Source organism: Candidatus Villigracilis affinis (assembly GCF_016705895.1).
Classification (GTDB): Bacteria; Chloroflexota; Anaerolineae; order Anaerolineales; family Villigracilaceae; genus Villigracilis; species Villigracilis affinis.
The window spans coordinates 50,410-69,684 of sequence record NZ_JADJKT010000038.1 but is presented as its reverse complement, the minus strand read 5'-3'; the positions used below and the strand labels follow the sequence as shown (position 1 = coordinate 69,684).

At 52.2% G+C, this 19,275-nt stretch carries 22 protein-coding genes; 12 read left to right on the top strand and 10 right to left on the bottom strand.

Features of this window, described 5'->3' with window-relative positions; translation table 11 throughout:
* Positions 1 to 86: 86 nt before the first annotated feature.
* The 4 genes from IPI86_RS21095 to trmD form a co-directional block, all read right to left on the bottom strand.
* On the bottom strand, positions 87 to 1,133 hold the full coding sequence (locus tag IPI86_RS21095) for a BMP family ABC transporter substrate-binding protein (RefSeq protein WP_345299998.1): 1,047 nt from the start codon (positions 1,131 to 1,133) through the stop codon (positions 87 to 89).
* A 128-nt stretch (positions 1,134 to 1,261) separates the two neighbouring features.
* Positions 1,262 to 2,251: a BMP family ABC transporter substrate-binding protein gene (locus IPI86_RS21090; RefSeq protein ID WP_345299997.1), complete on the bottom strand. Its 990-nt coding sequence runs from the start codon at positions 2,249 to 2,251 to the stop codon at positions 1,262 to 1,264.
* Positions 2,252 to 2,261: 10 nt separating this feature from the next.
* Positions 2,262 to 3,542, bottom strand: a complete 1,281-nt coding sequence (locus tag IPI86_RS21085) for an MFS transporter (RefSeq protein WP_345299996.1) — start codon at positions 3,540 to 3,542, stop codon at positions 2,262 to 2,264.
* A 125-nt stretch (positions 3,543 to 3,667) separates the two neighbouring features.
* On the bottom strand, positions 3,668 to 4,474 hold the full coding sequence (gene trmD, locus IPI86_RS21080; protein WP_345299995.1) for a tRNA (guanosine(37)-N1)-methyltransferase TrmD: 807 nt from the start codon (positions 4,472 to 4,474) through the stop codon (positions 3,668 to 3,670).
* Positions 4,475 to 4,579: 105 nt separating this feature from the next.
* Between trmD and IPI86_RS21075 the strand changes: the two genes are divergently transcribed.
* Entirely contained in the window at positions 4,580 to 5,281 is a 702-nt protein-coding gene (locus IPI86_RS21075; protein WP_345299994.1) for a phosphatidate cytidylyltransferase, read from the top strand.
* Positions 5,282 to 5,373: 92 nt separating this feature from the next.
* Here IPI86_RS21075 and IPI86_RS21070 read toward each other — a convergent pair whose 3' ends face one another.
* Complete coding sequence (locus IPI86_RS21070) at positions 5,374 to 6,120, bottom strand: PIG-L deacetylase family protein (RefSeq protein WP_345299993.1); 747 nt, start codon at positions 6,118 to 6,120, stop codon at positions 5,374 to 5,376.
* Between the two features lie 250 nt (positions 6,121 to 6,370).
* Here IPI86_RS21070 and IPI86_RS21065 point away from each other — a divergent pair, with 250 nt between their 5' ends.
* From IPI86_RS21065 to IPI86_RS21025, 9 genes are all read left to right on the top strand, one after another.
* On the top strand, positions 6,371 to 7,894 hold the full coding sequence (locus IPI86_RS21065) for an aromatic amino acid ammonia-lyase (RefSeq protein ID WP_345299992.1): 1,524 nt from the start codon (positions 6,371 to 6,373) through the stop codon (positions 7,892 to 7,894).
* Positions 7,895 to 8,018: 124 nt separating this feature from the next.
* Positions 8,019 to 8,993, top strand: a complete 975-nt coding sequence (locus IPI86_RS21060) for a substrate-binding domain-containing protein (RefSeq protein ID WP_345299991.1) — start codon at positions 8,019 to 8,021, stop codon at positions 8,991 to 8,993.
* Positions 8,994 to 9,012: 19 nt separating this feature from the next.
* Positions 9,013 to 9,222, top strand: a complete 210-nt coding sequence (locus IPI86_RS21055; protein ID WP_345299990.1) for a TOBE domain-containing protein — start codon at positions 9,013 to 9,015, stop codon at positions 9,220 to 9,222.
* 3 nt (positions 9,223 to 9,225) lie between these two features.
* Entirely contained in the window at positions 9,226 to 9,699 is a 474-nt protein-coding gene (locus IPI86_RS21050; RefSeq protein ID WP_345299989.1) for a hypothetical protein, read from the top strand.
* 82 nt (positions 9,700 to 9,781) lie between these two features.
* Positions 9,782 to 10,504: an ABC transporter substrate-binding protein gene (locus tag IPI86_RS21045; protein WP_345299988.1), complete on the top strand. Its 723-nt coding sequence runs from the start codon at positions 9,782 to 9,784 to the stop codon at positions 10,502 to 10,504.
* Positions 10,455 to 11,030, top strand: coding sequence for a hypothetical protein (locus IPI86_RS21040; protein ID WP_345299987.1), 576 nt, complete (start codon positions 10,455 to 10,457; stop codon positions 11,028 to 11,030). Before IPI86_RS21045 ends, IPI86_RS21040 begins: the two co-directional genes overlap by 50 nt.
* Before the next feature lie 11 nt (positions 11,031 to 11,041).
* Positions 11,042 to 11,995 carry a substrate-binding domain-containing protein gene (locus tag IPI86_RS21035; RefSeq protein WP_345299986.1) on the top strand — a complete coding sequence of 318 codons (954 nt, stop codon included), beginning with the start codon at positions 11,042 to 11,044 and terminating at the stop codon, positions 11,993 to 11,995.
* A gap of 87 nt (positions 11,996 to 12,082) precedes the next feature.
* Entirely contained in the window at positions 12,083 to 12,727 is a 645-nt protein-coding gene (locus tag IPI86_RS21030) for an ABC transporter permease (protein WP_345299985.1), read from the top strand.
* 11 nt (positions 12,728 to 12,738) lie between these two features.
* Positions 12,739 to 13,458 carry an ATP-binding cassette domain-containing protein gene (locus IPI86_RS21025; RefSeq protein ID WP_345299984.1) on the top strand — a complete coding sequence of 240 codons (720 nt, stop codon included), beginning with the start codon at positions 12,739 to 12,741 and terminating at the stop codon, positions 13,456 to 13,458.
* A 142-nt stretch (positions 13,459 to 13,600) separates the two neighbouring features.
* On the opposite strand, the gene IPI86_RS21020 is transcribed toward IPI86_RS21025, so the two are convergent.
* From IPI86_RS21020 to IPI86_RS21010, 3 genes are all read right to left on the bottom strand, one after another.
* A complete protein-coding gene (locus IPI86_RS21020) occupies positions 13,601 to 13,819 on the bottom strand; it encodes a hypothetical protein (RefSeq protein WP_345299983.1) in 219 nt (72 codons plus the stop codon).
* A gap of 111 nt (positions 13,820 to 13,930) precedes the next feature.
* The gene (locus IPI86_RS21015; RefSeq protein WP_345299982.1) at positions 13,931 to 15,169 is read right to left on the bottom strand and encodes a PQQ-dependent sugar dehydrogenase; all 1,239 of its coding nucleotides are present in this window, start codon (positions 15,167 to 15,169) and stop codon (positions 13,931 to 13,933) included.
* Entirely contained in the window at positions 15,169 to 15,546 is a 378-nt protein-coding gene (locus IPI86_RS21010) for a DUF1232 domain-containing protein (RefSeq protein WP_345299981.1), read from the bottom strand. The genes IPI86_RS21015 and IPI86_RS21010 overlap by 1 nt, the downstream gene beginning before the upstream one ends.
* 159 nt (positions 15,547 to 15,705) lie before the next feature.
* Here IPI86_RS21010 and IPI86_RS21005 point away from each other — a divergent pair, with 159 nt between their 5' ends.
* Both IPI86_RS21005 and IPI86_RS21000 read left to right on the top strand, forming a co-directional pair.
* On the top strand, positions 15,706 to 16,098 hold the full coding sequence (locus tag IPI86_RS21005; protein WP_345299980.1) for an OsmC family protein: 393 nt from the start codon (positions 15,706 to 15,708) through the stop codon (positions 16,096 to 16,098).
* A gap of 74 nt (positions 16,099 to 16,172) precedes the next feature.
* Entirely contained in the window at positions 16,173 to 16,643 is a 471-nt protein-coding gene (locus IPI86_RS21000) for an NYN domain-containing protein (RefSeq protein WP_345299979.1), read from the top strand.
* Between the two features lie 223 nt (positions 16,644 to 16,866).
* Here IPI86_RS21000 and IPI86_RS20995 read toward each other — a convergent pair whose 3' ends face one another.
* Both IPI86_RS20995 and IPI86_RS20990 read right to left on the bottom strand, forming a co-directional pair.
* Positions 16,867 to 17,796 (bottom strand): glycosyltransferase family 2 protein, encoded by a 930-nt coding sequence (locus IPI86_RS20995; RefSeq protein ID WP_345299978.1) that lies wholly within the window; start codon positions 17,794 to 17,796, stop codon positions 16,867 to 16,869.
* Entirely contained in the window at positions 17,793 to 19,271 is a 1,479-nt protein-coding gene (locus IPI86_RS20990; protein ID WP_345299977.1) for a glycosyltransferase family 39 protein, read from the bottom strand. Before IPI86_RS20990 ends, IPI86_RS20995 begins: the two co-directional genes overlap by 4 nt.
* Between the last annotated feature and the right edge of the window lie 4 nt (positions 19,272 to 19,275).

Genomic DNA, 19,275 nt, shown 5'->3' with positions numbered 1-19,275 from the left:
GGAAACCCCATACCGGTATTACAAAATCAAATAAAAAAGGGAAAGAGACTCGCGCCTCTTTCCCTCTCTCTTACAACGTGAAAAACTTACGGCTTGACAGGAGCAACGTTGGTCTTGATGGAGCCGTCGAGCAGACCCTTGTTGATCTCTTCCATGGTGGCCTTGACATCAGCGGGGACGCTGCTATCGAGATCGTGGAACGGAGCGTAACCAGCGGCGCCGAAGACGTTGCCATCAGCGATGGAACCATCTTTGGTGGCCTTGATCAGGTCGGCAACTCCGGGGGTGATGAGCTTCATCGCGGAGGAGAGCATGCGGGAAGCAGCTTCGGGCAGGGTCAGGTACTGGTCGGTGTCCACGCCGATGGCGTAGGCGCCAGCCTGGGCGGCGGCGGTAATAGCACCGTTACCGGTGAGACCACCACAACCGAAGACGGCATCAGCGCCCTGGTCCATCATGGACTTGGCAGTCTGAGCGCCCCATTCGGGATCGGTGAAGGTCTTGTCGAAGCCCACATCGCTGTGGTACACAACGAATACTTCGGTGGTGGTTCCGTTCATGCCATCAGCATAAGCGGCGCCGGCTTTGTAGCCTTCACCAAAGCGCCAAACGGGAGGAACCACATCGGTACCGCAAACGGCGCCGATCTTGTGGCTCTCAGACATCATCGCGGCGAGGGCGCCAACGAGGAAGCCAGCGTTGTCTTCGGGGAAGTTCAAACCGGAAACGCCAGCGACGGTTTCAGCCTGGAACTGATCCACGCCGATGAAGCGGACGCTCGGGTAGGTCGCAGCGGCGGCAGCGGTTGCTTCACCGAGACCGAAACCAACGGTCACGATGACATCGTAACCAGCATCACCGAACTGGGCGATGTTCTTGGCGTAATCCTTGGCATCGGATGTCTCAATGAATTGAACAACATCAGCCACGCCATCAGCCTGGGACTTCTGAACGCCTTCCCAAGCGGACTGGTTGAAGGATTTGTCATTGATCTTGCCCACGTCGGTCACGAGACCCACGCAGAACACTTCTTCCTTCGAGCAGTCTTCAGCGGTCGGCGCACTTGCACCGCAGGCAGTGAGGACCATCGAAGCGACGATCAACAGAGCCATTACAAAGTAAAGCTTTTTCATTTTTTCTTCTCCTAAGAATAGGGTTTTAAAAGTCTGCCTTTTTGGCAAAGCCTTTACGACTTTGCAAGTATAAATCTTTATATTTTATTGTGCAAGCCTGAACTATTACAGACATATTTCAAGCCAAATTATGGCTTTTGAGGTGACACATTCGTCTTAATTTCACCGTTCAAAAGCCCCAAAATCACAGAATCCAGTTCACGAGCCAAACTTTCGGGGAATTTCTGATTAAACGGCACATACCCAAACTGACCATTCGCCTGCTCCCAGACATTTCCGCCCCGCAGCAAGCGGATCATATTCTGGACCTCGAAACTGGCCCTGCCATAGACAGAGGAAACAACCCCGTAGCCCGCTGCACCCTGATCCCGCTCCGCACCAATGGCTTCAACCTGCTCATCCAACGCCGCGCGGAGTGCCCCCTCCCCCGTGACGCCGCCCGCTGCAAAAATCACATCCGCACCCTGCCGAATTAAAGCCAGCCCCGTTTCATATCCCCAATCATCGTCTATGAAAAGACTTTCGCGGCTGGCATTTTCACGATAGGTCACCATCACCTTGATGTTCTCATCCACAGACAACACCCCGGCGCGGAAACCTTCACAATACCGCCACATCGAATCGATCTCGCTTGTCTCGCAAGCCGCGCCGACAACTCGCATTTCAGAAAGACGGGCTGCCATCACCCCCGCCAGAAACCCCATTTGGTCTTCTGCAAATGTAACAGAGGTTAAATTCGGGCGCACCTCCGCTTGAGGCTGGGATATGCCCACGAAAACAGAATCAGGATACAGGTCCGCACCACGAAGCGTTTCGTCATCCATGCCCGGGCCTGTCGTGAAGATCACATCAAATCCTCGTTCCGCAAAATAGGCGATGTTCTTTTCGTAATCACGCGCATCGACCGATTCGATGTACTCAACCTGATCGGCCAGCCCACCCGCCTTGGATTCCTCCAACCCGTCCCAGGTTTCTTGATTCATACCGTGGTCGTTAATACCGCGCGTATCGGTGACCAATGCCGCGCAAAAGACTTCTTCACTAAAACAATCTTGCGATTGCATGCAGGCCGTGAGAGCCGTCAATGCAATCGCAAGAAGAAATATTTTAAATTTCAATTTTTTATTCCTAATTTACTTGTGACGCTTCTCCGCGTTTGACGCCAAGCATCAGCCACAGTGCAACCATCATGAATAACGGCGAGATCAACATAATGATGTTGTAGTTTCCCCCGGTCAATTCAATGGCCCAGCCGTTCACGTTCGGGCCGACGATCGCAGAGAAGGTGGAGAACAGGTAATACAAACCCGTGAAAGTGCCGATGCGCGCCGCATTGGTCAAATCCACGATCATGGGCAGGGAGTTGATATTGATCAACGCCCAGGCCGCGCCGCCAAAGATCAGCAGGACGCCCGCCAACGTAAGCATGCGCGGACCACCTTCCACCAACGGAATACCAACCAAGGGCAGAGGCGCGATGCCCGTCAAAAGCGCCTTCGCGGGGGTCACGTAAAGCAGTACGAGCATGATGGTCAATGTGATCAAACCGATCGAGATCGTGGTTCGGCGTCCGATCTTGCCTGCGATAAACCCAGACGGGATGGCAAACAGCACGAAGAACAACGGCAGCACCGACAACAAGGTTGCGCCATCGCCTTCATGCAAGCCGAGATGATTCTTGGCATACAACGTGAAGAAGGTTTCTACAGCAGAAAAGCCGATGAACCAGAAAAAGATGGCAAAAAGAATGCGAAGTCCGCTTTTATCTTCATCATTGATCACTTCGCGCAGACTGGCAAACATACCGGGTTGCGCTTCCGTGGTTGAATATTCCTTCGGTTCTTCGATGAAGAGGTAAACGATCAAAGCGGAAAGCAAAACCAAGCCTGAACCGAGCCAAAACGGAAAATTGGGACTCATCTTATACAAAAGGCCGCCCGTTTGCAAAGCAACAATTGTGCCAATGCCGCCCATAAAATTGATGATGCCATTCGCCTGCGAGCGGAATTCAGAAGGTGTAATATCGGGCATCAACGCGATGACGGGCGTGCGCCAAAATGCGGCACTCAAAAGCAATGTACTCGTGCAAGCCACGAATAAGGGCAATATGGCTGGCAATGGGATCAACCCAAAGGCCACGGCTGTGATCGGCGCACCGATCAGCAAAAACGGAATACGGCGGCCCATGGGGGTGCGTAATCGGTCAGACCACGCGCCAACGGGCGGTTGAATAAACAAAGCTGCAATATTATCCAATGTCATGAAAAAACCCACCACGATGGGAGAGAGGCCGAATTTTTCCGAAAGAAAGATCGGGACGAAGGCGTTATACACACCCCAGACCACACTTAAACCAAAAAAGCCAAAGCCGAGCAGAAAGGTCTTGCCGTAATTCAATCGTGATGACATCGTTTCCTCCATGCAATGGGTACAGGGTGAAAGTTACAGGTTGAAGGTTGCAGGCTTGAAAGTTGAAGGACTTGGGTGAGCAGTCGATATATCAACATTCCAACTTACGAACTTTCCAACCTGCCTTATGAACTTTTCAACTTTTGGATAAATTTCAGGTCTTCCTTCGTCAATTCGGCCTTTTCAAGCATGTCCGGCCTTTTCTTGAAGGTCCGCTCCAAGGCTTGTTGCCGCCGCCATTTGTCTATTTTTGCGTGGTCACCGGAAAGCAGAATGTCGGGAGCCTTCCAGCCGCGAAACTCGGGCGGACGGGTGTAGTGTGGATATTCAAGCAGGCCCATGGCATGCGAGTCATCCTGCGCGCCAGTAGGGTCACCTAGCACATCGGGGAGTAATCGCGCAATGGCGTCAATGAGAATGAGCGCGGGAAGTTCCCCGCCTGTGAGCACAAAATCGCCGATGGAAATTTCATCGGTGACAAGATGTTCGCGGATGCGTTCGTCGATGCCTTCGTAGCGGCCACAGATCAGGGCAATGCGCGGGTGTGCGGAAAGTTCCTGGGCGATGGTTTGATTAAAGACACGTCCCTGCGGGGTGAGTAAAATGATCGGGATGTTTGAATCAGGATTCGGCGGAGTCGGTATCGCTTCGTCCCGAACGGAATCCAAGGGTTCTTCGAGGCTGTCGTTGAAATGCGTGTTCAATCCAATGACAGTTTCAACCGCCTCGAAAACGGGGTCGGGCTTCATCACCATTCCGCCGCCGCCGCCGTAGGGGGTGTCGTCGGTCATGTGATGCTTGTCATGGGTATAATCGCGGATGTTATGCACACGCACATGAATCAATCCCCGTTCGCGGGCACGTTTGATAATACTGGTGTCAAGATACGAGGGGAATACTTCGGGCAAAAGGGTGAAAACCTCAAATTGCATGAACGGATTTTAGCATAGAAAATTAGACAGGACATCTTTTTACCCAAATACGGGTTTTAGACTATCGAACCAATCGACCACACCACCAAACGCCAGGAGTTTTAAGTGAATAACTATATCGCCCTCATCATTACCTTTGCCGCCTCGCTTTTGTTTTTGCGTTCCATGGATTTCATCGCCCATCGGGGCTGGATGGATGGAAAACTCAGCCGCAAGGTCATCCACATTGGCACGGGTCCCCTCTTCGTGTTGTGTTGGTTCCTTTTCAATGATGCACCCGAGGCCCGCTGGCTTGCGGCGTTGGTGCCTTTCGCCGTGACAGCGCAATTTGCGTTGATCGGGCTAGGGGTATTGAAAGATGAAGCATCTGTGCAGGCCATGTCACGCACAGGTGACCCGAAGGAAATTTTACGCGGGCCGCTTTATTACGGCATTATGTTCGTCGCTCTGACGTTGATCTACTGGCGCGAGAATCCCATCGGCATTATCGCGTTGATGATGATGTGCGGCGGCGATGGCATTGCAGATATCGTTGGGCGGCGCATCCCTTCGCCCAAACTGCCATGGAGCAAGGAAAAATCCATTGCGGGCATGGTCAGCGTTTTCGTGGGCGGCCTGTTGATGGCAGGCATCATGATCTACATTTATGTGGCGGCTGGCGTTTTCGCATCCCCGTTCACCCATTATGTTTTACCGATCACGCTCATTGCACTCGCGGGTGCAGCAGTTGAGTCATTGCATTACAAGGATATTGACAACGTGACCATGACTCTCGCTTCGGCGTTGATCGGCGGTTTGTTCTTCTAAAATCAATTGCCACAGACAAAAAGGATTTTTTAACGCAAAGACGCCAGAGACTAGTCTCTGGCGTCTTTGCGTTAATTTAAGCGGAGATTCGGCTACTCACCCGGTATATCATCCTCTTTTTTCAAGATCATCACTTTATAGGCTTCGGCAAAGTCGAGTCCTTTTTCTTTGCCTTCCTCTTTTGCCCACTCGTGCATCCAATCATCCACATCATGGGTATCAGACTGGCTAACGTGTTTCTTCAACGCTTCGATCTTGATGTCGATGGTTTCGCCGATATCGACCCAGGTATCGGATTTTTCCGACCCGTGAATATACAGCCGCTTGACGTTGTGCGGTTCATACCCCGCTTCGAGCAGGTCGGTGAACATGAGCCTGGTCCCAGCTGACGGGAAGACCGCGTACGTGGCCGCTTCTGCCGCAGCACGATGATCCGGGTGGTTGATGTATCCGTTTCCGTAGAACCAGGCCGAAGGGTCGCCCGATACGACAACGTCAGGTTTGTACATGCGGATGAGTCGTGTCAAGTCTTTGCGCAGGGCGAGGCTGGCAATCAATTCTCCATCTGGATAATGAAGAAAGACGGTTTCAGCGATGCCGAGCACTTCGTTAGCGGCCAGTTGTTCCGCTTCACGCAGTTTTGCCAGCACAGGTTTATAGTCTGCGCCTTTGGTTACATCATTTGAACCAGAGTCGCCGCTAGTGATAAGAACGGAGATGACTTTGCATCCCGCTTTGGCCCATTTGGCAAGCGTGCCCGCAACAGTAAAATCCTGGTCATCGGGGTGGGCCTGAATGGACATTGCGATCTTTGGGAGATATTCTTTTTCGTTGGACATGGCGGTGATTTTACCAGAGGGTTAAAGTCAGAGCGCCAGGGGCTGCCGACCCTGGCGCTCTTTCTACAAGGAGGAGAAGAGAAATGAGCTTGTGTCATTACTTTATCATAGGCATTCAAATACTACTTGACGCCAACCCTACGCCTCTCCCATGATTACGCAACGTCTGTCCTGCCTTCTTCCTGCGTCGCTTTTCACAATATAATGAAAGCGAAGTACAATTTCAAAATATCAAAAAGGAGATTTGCCCATGACCATCACACTGAATGGATCGGAACTTACAGTTGAAAAACTTGTTGCCATTGCCCGCTTTAATGAGAAGGTTGAATTAGCCCCCGAAGCACTGGAGCGGATCAAGGTTTGCCGCGCGATGCTGGAGGAAAAACTTGCCAACAAAGAGATCATGTACGGTACGAATACCGGCATCGGCGAGTTCTCCGAAAAGATATTGAACGATGAGCAGGTGAAGGAATTCCAAAAGTATTTGATCTACAACCATGCAGCAGGCATTGGTGACCCCGCACCCATTGAACACGTCCGCGCGGCGCTGGCTGGGCGCATCAACGTCCATGCACATGGAAATTCAGGCTGCAGACCCGAGATCACTCTTACACTGGTGGAGATGCTAAATAAAGGCGTCACACCAGTTGTTTGTCAAAAGGGGTCGGTGGGTGCAAGCGGCGACCTCGCCCCGATGGCGCAAGCCGCCCTGCTTCTCATGGGCGAAGGGGAAGCCTTCTACAACGGTGAGCGGCTTTCCGGTCACGATGCGATGGAGCGCGCGGGAATTCCAATTCCAGGTTTGCAGGCGCGCGATGGACTTGCCGCGATCAACGGCTCCAATCTGTTGACGGCCATGTCCGCGATTCATATTTACGATATGGAACGCTTCCTCAAGCAGGCTGAGATCGCCGCGGCGATGTCCATTGAAGCGTTGCTCGGGAATATGAAGCCGTACAACTCGAAATTGCATGAATTACGCGGCTTCAAAGGCGCGATCACTTCCGCAAAAAATATCGCCACACTGGTCGAAGGCTCAGACCTGACGACAGGCAAAATGAAAACAAAGGTGCAGGATGCCTACTCGATGCGTTCCACTCCGCAGGTGATCGGCACGGCCCGCGATGCGGTTGCCTATGCGCGGTCACAGGTTGAGATCGAGTTGAACGGTGTGGGCGACAACCCAATCTTCGTCCCTGAACTGAAGTTGACTCTCACTGGTGCAAACTTCCAAGGCTCTCCCGTTGCGCTCCCGATGGATATGGCAGGCATTGCCATCACGATGGTATGTGTTTTATCCGAACGCCGCTTGAATCGATTGACCAACCCCGCTCTTTCGCAGGGACTGCCTGATTTCCTCGCCCATGAGCCTGGCTTCTACTCTGGGTTAATGCTCAGTCAATACACTGCCGATCATTTGATCGTGGAACAAAGAATCCTCTCCACGCCTGCTTCGATCCAATCCATCCCCGCCGCAGCCGACCAGGAGGATTTTGTCTCGATGGGCATGAACACTGCCCTGAAGAACGGACAGATTCTGGATAACGCCTATGGCGTGCTTGGCATCGAATTCATGGCGGCGGCACAGGCGCTCGACTTCCGCGAATTCACCCCGGGCAAAGGGTCACTTAAGGCACGCGAAGTGATTCGCAGACATGTGGACCATCTTGAAGTGGATCGCCCGTTGTACAATGACCATAACAAGATGAAGGCGCTGGTAAAATCGAACGAGATATTGGAAGAAGTGGAAAAAACGATCGGGAATTTAGGATAAGCACAAAAGAGACCGACGGCAAGTCGGTCTCTTTATTTAAAAGTGTAAACATTGATTCCGCTTGACACAACCTTAGTTTGCTCGTAGACTCTCAATTAAGCTCCCCCTTAATCGAAAGATGCCCATGAAAACAGTCCAAACCATTCAATCCTTCGACCAGATCAAACTGCTGGCAGATGCACGTCGAATGGAAATTCTGCGCCTGCTAATGGCGGCCCCCGCCACGCTCACAATCCTGGCACGGATCTTGAAGCAGTCCCCTGCATGGGTGCGGCATCACATCCTCGCGCTTGAATCTGCGGAGCTGATCGAAGTATCTGAACTGCGCAAAACGGGGAAAGTGACCGAAAAATTCTACCGCGCCAAAGCCGCGGCCTTTCTTTTACAGGAAGTTGTTCTGCCGAAAAGCAAAAAACAATCCATCATCTTCTCAGGCAGCCATGATCTGGCACTGGAAGATATCGCTGAGCACCTCAACAAACACGTCACCTTGTTGAGCATGCCCGTCGGCTCACTGGATGGGTTGGTCAATTTACGGCAGGGATTATGCCAGATCTCCGGCGCACACATTTTAGATGAAACAGGCGAATACAACACCCCCACCGTCCGCCATTTGTTTCCAGACCGCAACGTGGAATTGGTCACGCTGGCCTATCGAACCCAGGGCCTGATGGTGGCATCGGGCAACCCCAAGGGAATCAAAAAAATATCCGACCTTGCAAGCGAAAATGTCAAATTTATCAACCGCAATTCAGGCTCGGGCACGCGCATCTGGTTCGATAACGAATTGAAAAAACTAAAACTCGACCCGGCACAAATTCCCGGCTACGACCAATCGGTCAAAACCCACAGCGAAGCCGCGCAGGCGGTCTTCACCAAAACAGCAGATGTTGCCCTCGGCCTGCAAGCCGCAGCCAAACAGCACGAATTGGATTTCATCCCCCTCTTCGAAGAACGCTACGACCTGATCCTGCCGCGTGAAAACGAAGAAGTCCTTTCACCGCTGCTGGATTACCTGCAAACCTCGGCATTTCGCTCGTCGCTGGGCAGGCTGGTCGGCTACAACCCAACGCATAGCGGTGAACAGATCGCCGTGTAAATCTACAAGGAGAAACATCATGAAACTCAGCGCAAGAAATGTTATCAAAGGCAAAGTGACAAAGATCGTCAAGGGAGCCGTCAACTCTGAAGTGACTATCGAAGTTGCGGGTGGAACCCAGATCGTTTCCATCATCACCAACTCTTCCGTAAAAAGCCTCGGCCTCAAAAAAGGCAAGGAAGCCTACGCTGTCATCAAGGCATCCAATGTGATGGTTGCAGTTGACTAAGAAATGAAAAAACTCCTGCTGGTCATCTCCATTTTTCTTTTGACCGCCTGCGGCGCGCCTCCCACCGCCCCGATAACTGCTGAAGCGTCAGTGACAGAAGTCTCAGCCTCAGCCGCTCCCACCGAAGAACCAGTAATCGAACCCTCTTCGCCCGTTCTGTTCAAGATCGTCAAAGCCGATGGCTCAACTTTCGATGTCACCCTCGAAGCAATCAAAAGCCTGCCGCTCACCCAGATCACCGTGGACGGAAAAGTGCAGGAAGGCCCCAAATTGCTTGATGTGCTGGCTCTGGCTGGCGTGACAGAATTCACCGAAGTCAGTCTGAGCGGCACGGGTTCACCATCCACGCTCACGTTCGAGCAGGTGAGCGAAAACACCATCCTCGATTTCAGCAATCGCGGCACCATGAAACTTGCCACCACCCATATCCCCAAAGCCGATTGGACAAAAGACATTGCCGAGATCACTGTAAAGTGATTCACAAGCGTCTGTGCTTTTTTATTTTGCATTATCTATTAAGTAAATACTTAGATGAGTCTTATTCAAAAAAGGTGAAGGAATGCATTATCTGATAGGAATTGACGACACCGATAATCTCGAATCACGCGGCACAGGCCATCGTGTTCGTCAACTCGCAGATTGGCTGACCGAGAATCAACTGGTTTCACCGCTTGGCATCACACGCCATCAATTGCTGGTGGATCCGCAGATTCCATACACCTCTCACAATAGTTCAGCCTGTTTATCTGTTGAAACGAACAAGCCCGATGACGTTTGGGAAGCCGCGCAGGAATTCCTGCTGCGTGAAAGCGCCCAAGGCTCCGATGCGGGACTGGCTCTCGCCAAATGGGATGTGATCGACAAATGTGTGCTGTCTTTCGCCAGCCGCGCAAAACTCACAGTGCTGACCATGCTTGAGGCGGAGCAAACAGCTTCACAGTCTGGAATAAGACTCGTCGGTCTCACAGGCACACACGGTGGCATCATCGGCGCATTATCCGCAGTGGGGCTGCATCGCGCTGGTAATGACGGTCGCTTCCTGTGGCTGCCCGGACTGCGTGATCTAAAAGGCAAATATCCCGTTTCAGAAATTTATGCAAGAGGTCACGTGGACCGCGTGTGTACATTGAGCCATGTGGATCTGCATACCAAAACCATCGTTGACGTTGGAGAATGGGTGCGTCCTGTTCTGCGTGAAGGCAAGGCCACATTATATGTTGAGGAGATCAATCATGAATGGCACATCATCCCTAAAGAATATATCAAAAAGCTTTCCAACTGAGTGGGCGCTCCCCTGGTGGGAAGCACTACTCCTGATCGGTGGCGGCGTGACGGCCGTGGTTCTGCACCGCGCCTACGATCTTTCGCTTGGCATGCCCGGGCATCACGGAATCGAGTGGATGGCTTTGATGATCATCGGGCGCGCGTCTTCGCGCTTTCGTGGCGCGGGCTCGCTCACAAGCATCGGTGCTTCGTTTGCATCCACGCTGCCGTTTTTACAAGGCGAGAATCCATTTACCTGGCTGTTCTATCTGTTGCCCGGCCCTGTCATGGATATCGCCTATCGCTATCTTCCGCGTTATGCAAACAAACTCTGGTTCATGATGGTACTTGGCGGACTGGCTCATGCCACAAAACCCGTCGGCCAACTAACGATGAACCTGATTACTGGCTGGCCGTTCGGCTCCTTCCGCTACGGAGTGGCCTTCCCATTCGTCAGCCATTTCTTCTTCGGGATGATCGGTGGATTGATCGGCGCGTTGATCGTGCTGGGCATCCATCGTATGTCACCAAAATCTGAAAAGTGAGGAATAGAAAAATGAAACAAACACGCAACATTTTATTGACACTCGGATTGATCCTGGCGATTGCTTTATCCGCCTGCGGATCACCCGCCCCGACAGCTGCCCCTGCCACAGAAGCACCGGTTGCAACTGAGGCACCGGCTACTGAAGCCCCAACCGAGGCTCCCACCGAAGCGCCCGCTGCCGCGCCCGCCAACCCCAACCTGATTCTCGCCACCACAACCTCCACACAGGATTCAGGCTTGCTGGATGTACTCGTCCCCATTTTTGAAGAACAGAGTGGGTACACCGTGCAGACCATCGCCGTCGGCACTGGTGAAGCCCTCAAGATGGGCGAAGAAGGCAATGCCGATGTATTGCTCGTCCATGCCCCCTCTTCCGAAGTGACCTTCATGGATGGCGGCTTCGGCAAGGATCGCATGCTCGTCATGCACAATGACTACATCATCGTCGGCCCCGCCGCTGACCCTGCTGGCATCAAAGGTCTCGGCCCCAAGGACGCTTTCGTTGCCATCTACAACGCTGGCGCGCCTTTCGTCTCCCGCGGCGATGACTCCGGCACACACAAGAAGGAAGTCAGCTTCTGGACCAAGGCCGAACTCGATCCACGCACTGAAAAGCCCGCCTGGTTCATCGAAACAGGCCAAGGCATGGGTGCATCGCTCACCGTCGCTTCTGAAAAGGGTGCCTACATCCTCACCGACCGCGCCACCTACCTCGCCAACAAAGCCAACCTCCAGCTTGAAATTTTGCTCGAAGGCAACAATGCCCTGTTGAACGTTTATCATGTCATCACCGTCAACCCTGATAAGTGGACAGCGGTCAATTATGATGGTGCCATGGCCTTCGCCAAATTCATCACTGATCCCGCCACCCAGGCAGTCATCGCCGAATTCGGCATGGACAAATTCGGCCAGCCGCTTTTCTACCCCGATGCCGACAAGACCGACGCGGATCTAGGGCTGTAAAAGTAAAAATATCTAACCAAAGTAGACACGTAAACAACTTCCTTGATGTTTACGTGTCTACTTATTTACCTGTATACTTTGATCTCCATGTCTGATATTTTTGAAATCACCGCTCTCTCCCTGCAAGTCTCGACTATTGCCACCCTCGTCAGCCTGCTGATCGGTCTGCCTTTGGGTACATGGCTGGCGCTCGGCAGTTTCCGTGGACGTTCCTTCATCCTCAGTATTGTCAACACGGGCATGGCACTGCCGCCCGTTGTGGTGGGGCTTGTCGTGGCGATGACCCTCTGGCGCAGCGGGCCGTTGGGAAGTCTGCGACTCATTTACACACCGTGGGCCATCGTCATCGCCCAGACGATCATCTCCGCCCCTGTGGTCATTGGGTTGACGGCGGCTGCGCTGGCGGCGCTTGATCCGCGCTTACAGCAGCAATTGCTGGGGCTGGGCGCTTCCCGCATGCAAATGATCTGGCACCTGTGGCGGGAGGCGCGATTACCGCTTTTGGCCGCTCTTATGGCGGGCTTCGGTTCCGTCATTTCAGAAGTTGGTGCATCAATGATGGTCGGCGGAAATATCCGCGGGCAGACTCGTGTGCTGACAACAGCAATCGTCCTCGAAACCAGCAAAGGTGAATTCGAGCGTGCACTGGCATTGAGTGCGTTACTGCTTGTAATTACCTACCTCATCAACCTTGCCCTGACCTGGGTACAACAAAAAGGGCAAAGACGATGAACGAAACAAAAATGACAAACCTCATCGAGATCAAAGACCTGAAAGTTCAGCGCAACCAACGCGATGCGCTCCATGTTGAGTCTTTGGATATTCCGCGCGGCGAAACGCTGGCGATCGTCGGTCCCAACGGTTCAGGGAAAAGTACGCTGCTATTGACCCTCGCGCATCTGCTAAAGCCCGCCAGCGGCGACGTGAAATACGGCGGCAAATCCCTGCGCGAATGGAACGATCTGGAATACCGACGAAAGATCGCTTTTGTTTTTCAAGATCCGTTATTAATGGATATGTCGGTGGAGGAAAACGTGGCCCTCGGTTTGAAATTCCGCGGCACGGATAAATCCGAATCGCAGGCGCGCGCGGAAAAATGGATGAAATCCATGGGGGTGGATTCTCTGTCGAAACGACGGGCAGGCCAATTGTCAGGTGGCGAAGCGCAGAGAGTGAGTCTGGCGCGGGCTTTTGTCCTCGATCCTGAATTGCTTTTGATGGATGAACCGTTCTCGGCGGTCGATCCGCAGACACGCGCGCAATTATTGCAGGACCTTTCCACACTGCTGTCACACGATCATCGCACCACCATCATCGTCACACACAACTTGAAGGAAGCCGCGCAAATGGGCGACCGCGTGGCAGTGATCATCAATGGTGAATTGAAACAGGTGGGAAAACCGCAGGAAGTAAAAAACTCCCCCGCCGATGAAAGCGTGGAGAGATTTTTGAAAGAGTTATAAATAAGCGGACTGAGGTGATGGGCAACGCACTATCGAGCAAGCATCCCCTTTTAACGGCATACACCGCGTTCTCACGCGGTGCAGCCAATAGACCAACTCAGAGGGAGGAGAGAGTTTGGAAGAGCAATTTGCGATTGCTCAATTACACAGGGTCAAGATCAGGGTTCGTGCCGCAGAGGGCGCAGGTTGCTTTTTCGAGCATGTTGCATTCCAGGGAATTGGAACAGCGGTGAGCAACAATACGCGGCGGCTGGTCAGGCAGATGTTCAGCGGGATACACGACTTGATCTTCGATCGAAACTTCGTGCCCTACATGTTCGCAGTATTTGATTTTTTCAACTTGCCAAATCTTTTCTGCCATATCTGCCTCCGTACTCTGATGAAGCTAGTTTAAAACAAAAACGCCTGTCATGCCAGTGACAGGCGTCACAAACTCCTATGACAAAACACCTATTGTGGATGTGATATGTCCTTATTTTTTTGTAAGGTGATAGATGTTGCCACTGTCACTTGCCAGATAAATTTCACCGGACTCATCCTGCCCAAACGTGGTGATGGTCACACCCGTTTCAAACAGGACCTGAGACTGCCACTGACCATCTGACAGGATCAGCCCCCAAACAGTTCCCAAACAATAATCCGCATACAAATAAATACCATTCCATTCAGACATCGCACCGCGATACACATAACCGCCAGTGACGGAGCAGCCACCTTCGTTATGGCTGTATTCAACCGCGGGGAGCAACATGCCAGGCTGGGCGGCCCCATCATAGCCATAACTACCCTCCATGATAGACCAGCCGAAATTCGCGCCGCCTGCAGAACCAGCGGAGAGATAATCGATCTCCTCCCAATCGCCCTGCCCCACATCGCCGATCCACAAATCACCCGTGACACGGTCAAACGAGATGCGCCAGGGATTGCGCAACCCATACGCCCAGACTTCATTTCCGAATGGGTTATCGGACGGGATGAGATAGGGGTCGCCGTTATCTATATCGATGCGCAGAATCTTTCCGAGCAGGGACGTTGTGTTCTGTCCATTCTTGTGGGGGTCACCGGCAAGGCCGCCATCGCCAAGGGCAAGGTAAAGATTCCCATCCGGACCGAAGGCCACCGCGCCGCCATTGTGATTTGGATAAGGCTGTGCGATCACCAAAAGAATCTTTTCGCTGGAATTGTCTGCGCTATTGCCGCTCGCCTGAAAACGCGAGATGCGGGTATCGCCGCCATCGCCCGTGTAATTGACGTAGAAATATCCGTTCTGTTCGTAATCGGGGTGGAATGCAAAACCAAGCAGTCCCATTTCGTTGCCGCTGTCATTAACACGATCAGTGATATCGAGGAACGGGGCGGTGAGCAGTTGTCCATTTTCATACACGCGGATGACACCGTACTTTTCGATAATGAACAATCGTCCGCTGCCGTCGTTGGCGGACTGAATATCCACGGGGCGTTTTAGTCCGCTGGCGATGGGGGTCCATTGATAATCGTCGGCGTTGGGAAAGGCGCTGGCATTGGATGTAGCCGTCTCGGTTGGGACAATTGTTGGGGACGCAGTAGCAGTGTCAACCACAGGGGGAGATTCTGTTTGGGGAGCCGCAGCAACTGTCAGCGCGGTTTGAGGCGTAACCGTCGATACAACAGACTCTGCCAATCCTCCACAGGCAAGGATTGGCAGAGTCAATAGAATTAAGAGTCGCTTCATTAGGGTTGTTTGTCGTTGACTTCCGTGGTTTCGGCATCCACCACATCATCCTGGGCAGCATCGGGATTGATATTCGCGGAAAGCGCCTTCATATGTTCGGCAACCACTTCGGGGGGGCAAAGTTCGGTAAAGACATAGGAACCGAGCCACAGAATGGCGGCATCATCCAAAACGCCAATGACGGGCAGGGCAATGTTCGGCGCAAGATCGGCAGGAAAAAGCAGATAGGCAAAAGCACCGAGGGGAATGGCTTTGGCAAGTACACTGACACGTTTGTCGCCCATCAGACGAAAGATGAGCTTGAGCTGGTTGATCACGTTACGCACCACGCCGCCCTGTTGGCTGACCATGATTTCGGAGGGTTTCTTTTCTGTCATTTAGATCTCCTTTTCTGAGTAGTTCAATTATACATCCTCATGATTAAGGAATTTTGAGGACACTTGATATACGGATTTCAGTCTGAAAGGAGGTAATATTTTTTGTGCGCAAGTTGTCAATTATTTGTGACACAAAACTAATTATTCTGGAGGCTCCTCATGGAGATGTTGATTGATTTTCCCGGCGGTTCAAGAGTTGATGCGCACTTTCGTGGGCACACCATAGCCACTGACCAACCGCCCGCCGATTCCGCACCGATGCCTTTCGAAGTGTTTCTCGCTTCGATCGGAACCTGTGCAGGGATTTATGTGCTCGGCTTCTGCCGTCAGCGCAACCTACCCACCGAAGGGATTCGAATCGTGCAGCGCAATCATGCGAACGCGACGAATGGCATGGTCGATGAGATCGAGCTTGAGATTCAAGTTCCCCCCACCTTCCCCGCACAGTATTACGACGCGCTAGTGCGCTCAGCAGAATTGTGCAAAGTGAAGAAGACCCTGGAAAACCCGCCTACATTCAATGTAACGACCAAAGTGCTTGAAACGGCTTAATGCCAAATCGCAGCGCAAAGGATACGGGCACGGTAACGCCGTGCCCGTCTTGATTCAAGGGTAAAATTCAAGTCATGCCCTATTTGATCGATGGACATAACCTGATTCCAAAAGTGGGATTAAGACTCGATTCACCCAACGATGAATTGGAACTTGCCCGCCTTCTACAGGATTTTGCCCGCATCAAACGGCAGCCAGTGGAAGTTTATTTTGACGGCGCGCCGCCCGGTCAAGCCGGGACGCGGAGTCTGGGTGGCATTAAGATGCATTTCATCCGCGCCGGGCAAACCGCTGACAGTGCCATCCGCGCACGCTTGAACAAAATGGGGAAGGCAGCAAAAAACTGGGTCGTGGTTTCATCTGACAGGGAGGTGCAAAGCTCAGCGCATGTCGTTCAAGCTGAAGCCATTTCCTCTGAAACCTTTGCAAAATTGCTCAAAAAAACGATAAGCGCCTCCCCCCCAGCAACTACAGAAAAAGGGAAACTTACAGCCGCCGAAGTGGATGAGTGGCTCGAAATCTTCCAAGGCAAAAGTACTAAATAGGACAAAGTCGCTCCACATTCTAATCTTATATTAATGTTATTTAGACAATTCAGGTGTATATTCTAGCCATCGACACCTGCCCTCCCTTTTACTGGTATCTAGGTGTCCCCCGCCGCTTGATTTGCATGTCCCCCCCATGCTGATGAGCGGCGGGACCCTTTTAAAGGACAAAATGGTGGATGAACATTAAATGTTCATCCACCATTTTGTTTATACATATTTCCTAAGCTTTATGCCGTGCCTCGCGGATTTGCAAGATCATTGAGCGCAACTTCCCCAAACCGAACAAATTCAAAATCGCAGAGACAAAAAGATTCATCCGTGCCAGAGCCGTTGGCGGATGGATGAAAAGCGCACACATCCACGCCGAGAGTGCAGCGGTGGGCTGGCCGCCATCAAGCAGGTAACGCGCATCCACGCGATGGGCAGAGGCGCGGGCACGGCGGATCACTGTTGCAAGAACGGGCGCAAGCTTTTTATCTTGCATTACGGAATCCAAAATTCGAAAAGCCTCACGTCCAAATTCGGCGGCTTTGGCGCGGTTCTTTGCCTCGGCATGGTAACGCGCCGCGGCCCAGGTTTGATTCGCGTGCAAAATTTTTCCGTGCTGGGCAAGTTGAATCCAGAGGAAATGGTCGAGTAGAAAGTGGAAAGTGGCATCAAGGCCATTCGTTTTTTGCAACGCAGAGCGGCGCATGAAAACAGCAGGTTGACCGATGATCTGGAAGCAAAGTAAATCTTCCAAAGTCAGTTGCTTGTAGGTCAGCGTGTTAAAGGTTTTTCCGTGTTCATCCACAGCGAGCATGTTTCCGTACACCAGCACAACATCAGGGTTGGCTTCAAATATTTTTACCGCCGCGCTCACTGCACCCTCAAGGTAATAATCATCTGAATTCAGCCATGCAATGATCTCGCCCGTTGCACGAGCAAAGCCTTTATTGATCGCCTCTGCTTGTCCCCCGTCTTTTTCCGAAACCCAATAAGCCAATCGGTCCGCGTATTTTTTGATGATCTCCACGCTTGCATCTTTCGAAGCGCCATCCACAACGATATATTCAATGGGCGCATAATCCTGATTCAGCACGGAAAGAATCGTCTGCTCAAGATATGCGGCCTGGTTGTAGGATGGGGTAATGATGGAAACGAGAGTCATTTTCGCAAATCAAACAACACATATCCATCACCTTCTGCGGCAATAGGATACTGTGCCAAAATCTTTTTCAGGTCGGGCTGTTTTTCCAACTGTCCCGAAGCCGTCACAAGAAAATATTCTTTGCCCTCGGTCAGGTCTGCGAAATCGCCCGCAGCATCCTGCTCGCCGCCGCGCGCTTCGCTCAGGCCCGTGCTCAACGGCCACAAACTCACCTTGCGCCAGCCGAACAACATCAAACGATAACCATAATCCTGCGTCAACGCGATGACATCGGTATTCGCGGGAATCGCATCGCCGACCTGTTTCCAAAAAGCAGGCTCATGACGAAAATCCTCTGCGATCAAAACGGAACGCGCCACCCATGATTGATACCCGATCACAGCGATGACCAACGCGATGAAACCCACGCGTCCCACCGAACTTTGGCCTGCCACGCTTTCAAGCAGCGGATTCAGCGCCGAAGCCAATCCAAGCGCAATGATGGGGATCAGTTGAATATGATAATAACTGTGTGTGTACATCTGAAACGGCAGAGTCAAGCCGTAAAGCACATACCCCACCCACAAACTAATTAGCAGCCACCTCAAGCGCGGAGTTGCGATCAGTGCACCTGCCAGGCTGAGGAAAATCATCGTCAGCCCAAAGATACTGCCAACGAAAGCCAGCCATTTGGAATAAAAATCTGCGCTGGTGATGAGTTTGATCAGTGTCACAGTCCACGCGAAGAAATATTCGGTGGAGCGGCCCTGATTGAGCAAAATATAAAAGAGGAAGGCAGGCACAACCATGATCGCCGCCATGGCCCAAACCTGTTTCGATTTCCAAAAATCTTTTTTGAGCGTGAAAAGGACCATTGCAATCGCAGCAGCACCCACGAAAAAAGCGATGACAATTTTGACGAACGTGGCAAATCCAAAGAAAACGCCCGCAAGAATTGCCCACTTCCAAGCCTGCTCCTCAGACCAGCGATAGAGGAAATAAATCCCAGCAATAAACGCCGCTGTCATGAGCGGATCGGGTTGAAAGGAACGGCTGGCCTGCACCGAAAACGGCAGGACAAAATAAAAAGCGATCGCAACCACCGCCGCCCACGGAGAAACCGCGCGACGCATTAAGTCAAACAATGCCACACCCGCCGCCAACCAGAAGAGACTCTCCCAAATGCGCGCGGCAATGAAATTCTCTCCACCAGTGGCTAGAAACGTCACCGCCACAATGGATTCAATGACGGGCGGTTCGTACTGTCCAACCGAGCGGGCGAAGGAGGATGCCAATTCTTTTTGTTCCGTGGTGGCAGTTGGTAACAATGAATAGTAAATATCACGCGCCACCAATGAATTGCGGAGCTGACGTGACGGCTGGAAATCCAACGGAGGATCGGTGAGGTCGAGGAGTCGGAGGAGTCCGCCCAGGGTGAGGAGAATGATAAAGGCGACGAACCAGTTTGCGGGTCGAGAAGGAGGCGAGGTTTTCATCAAA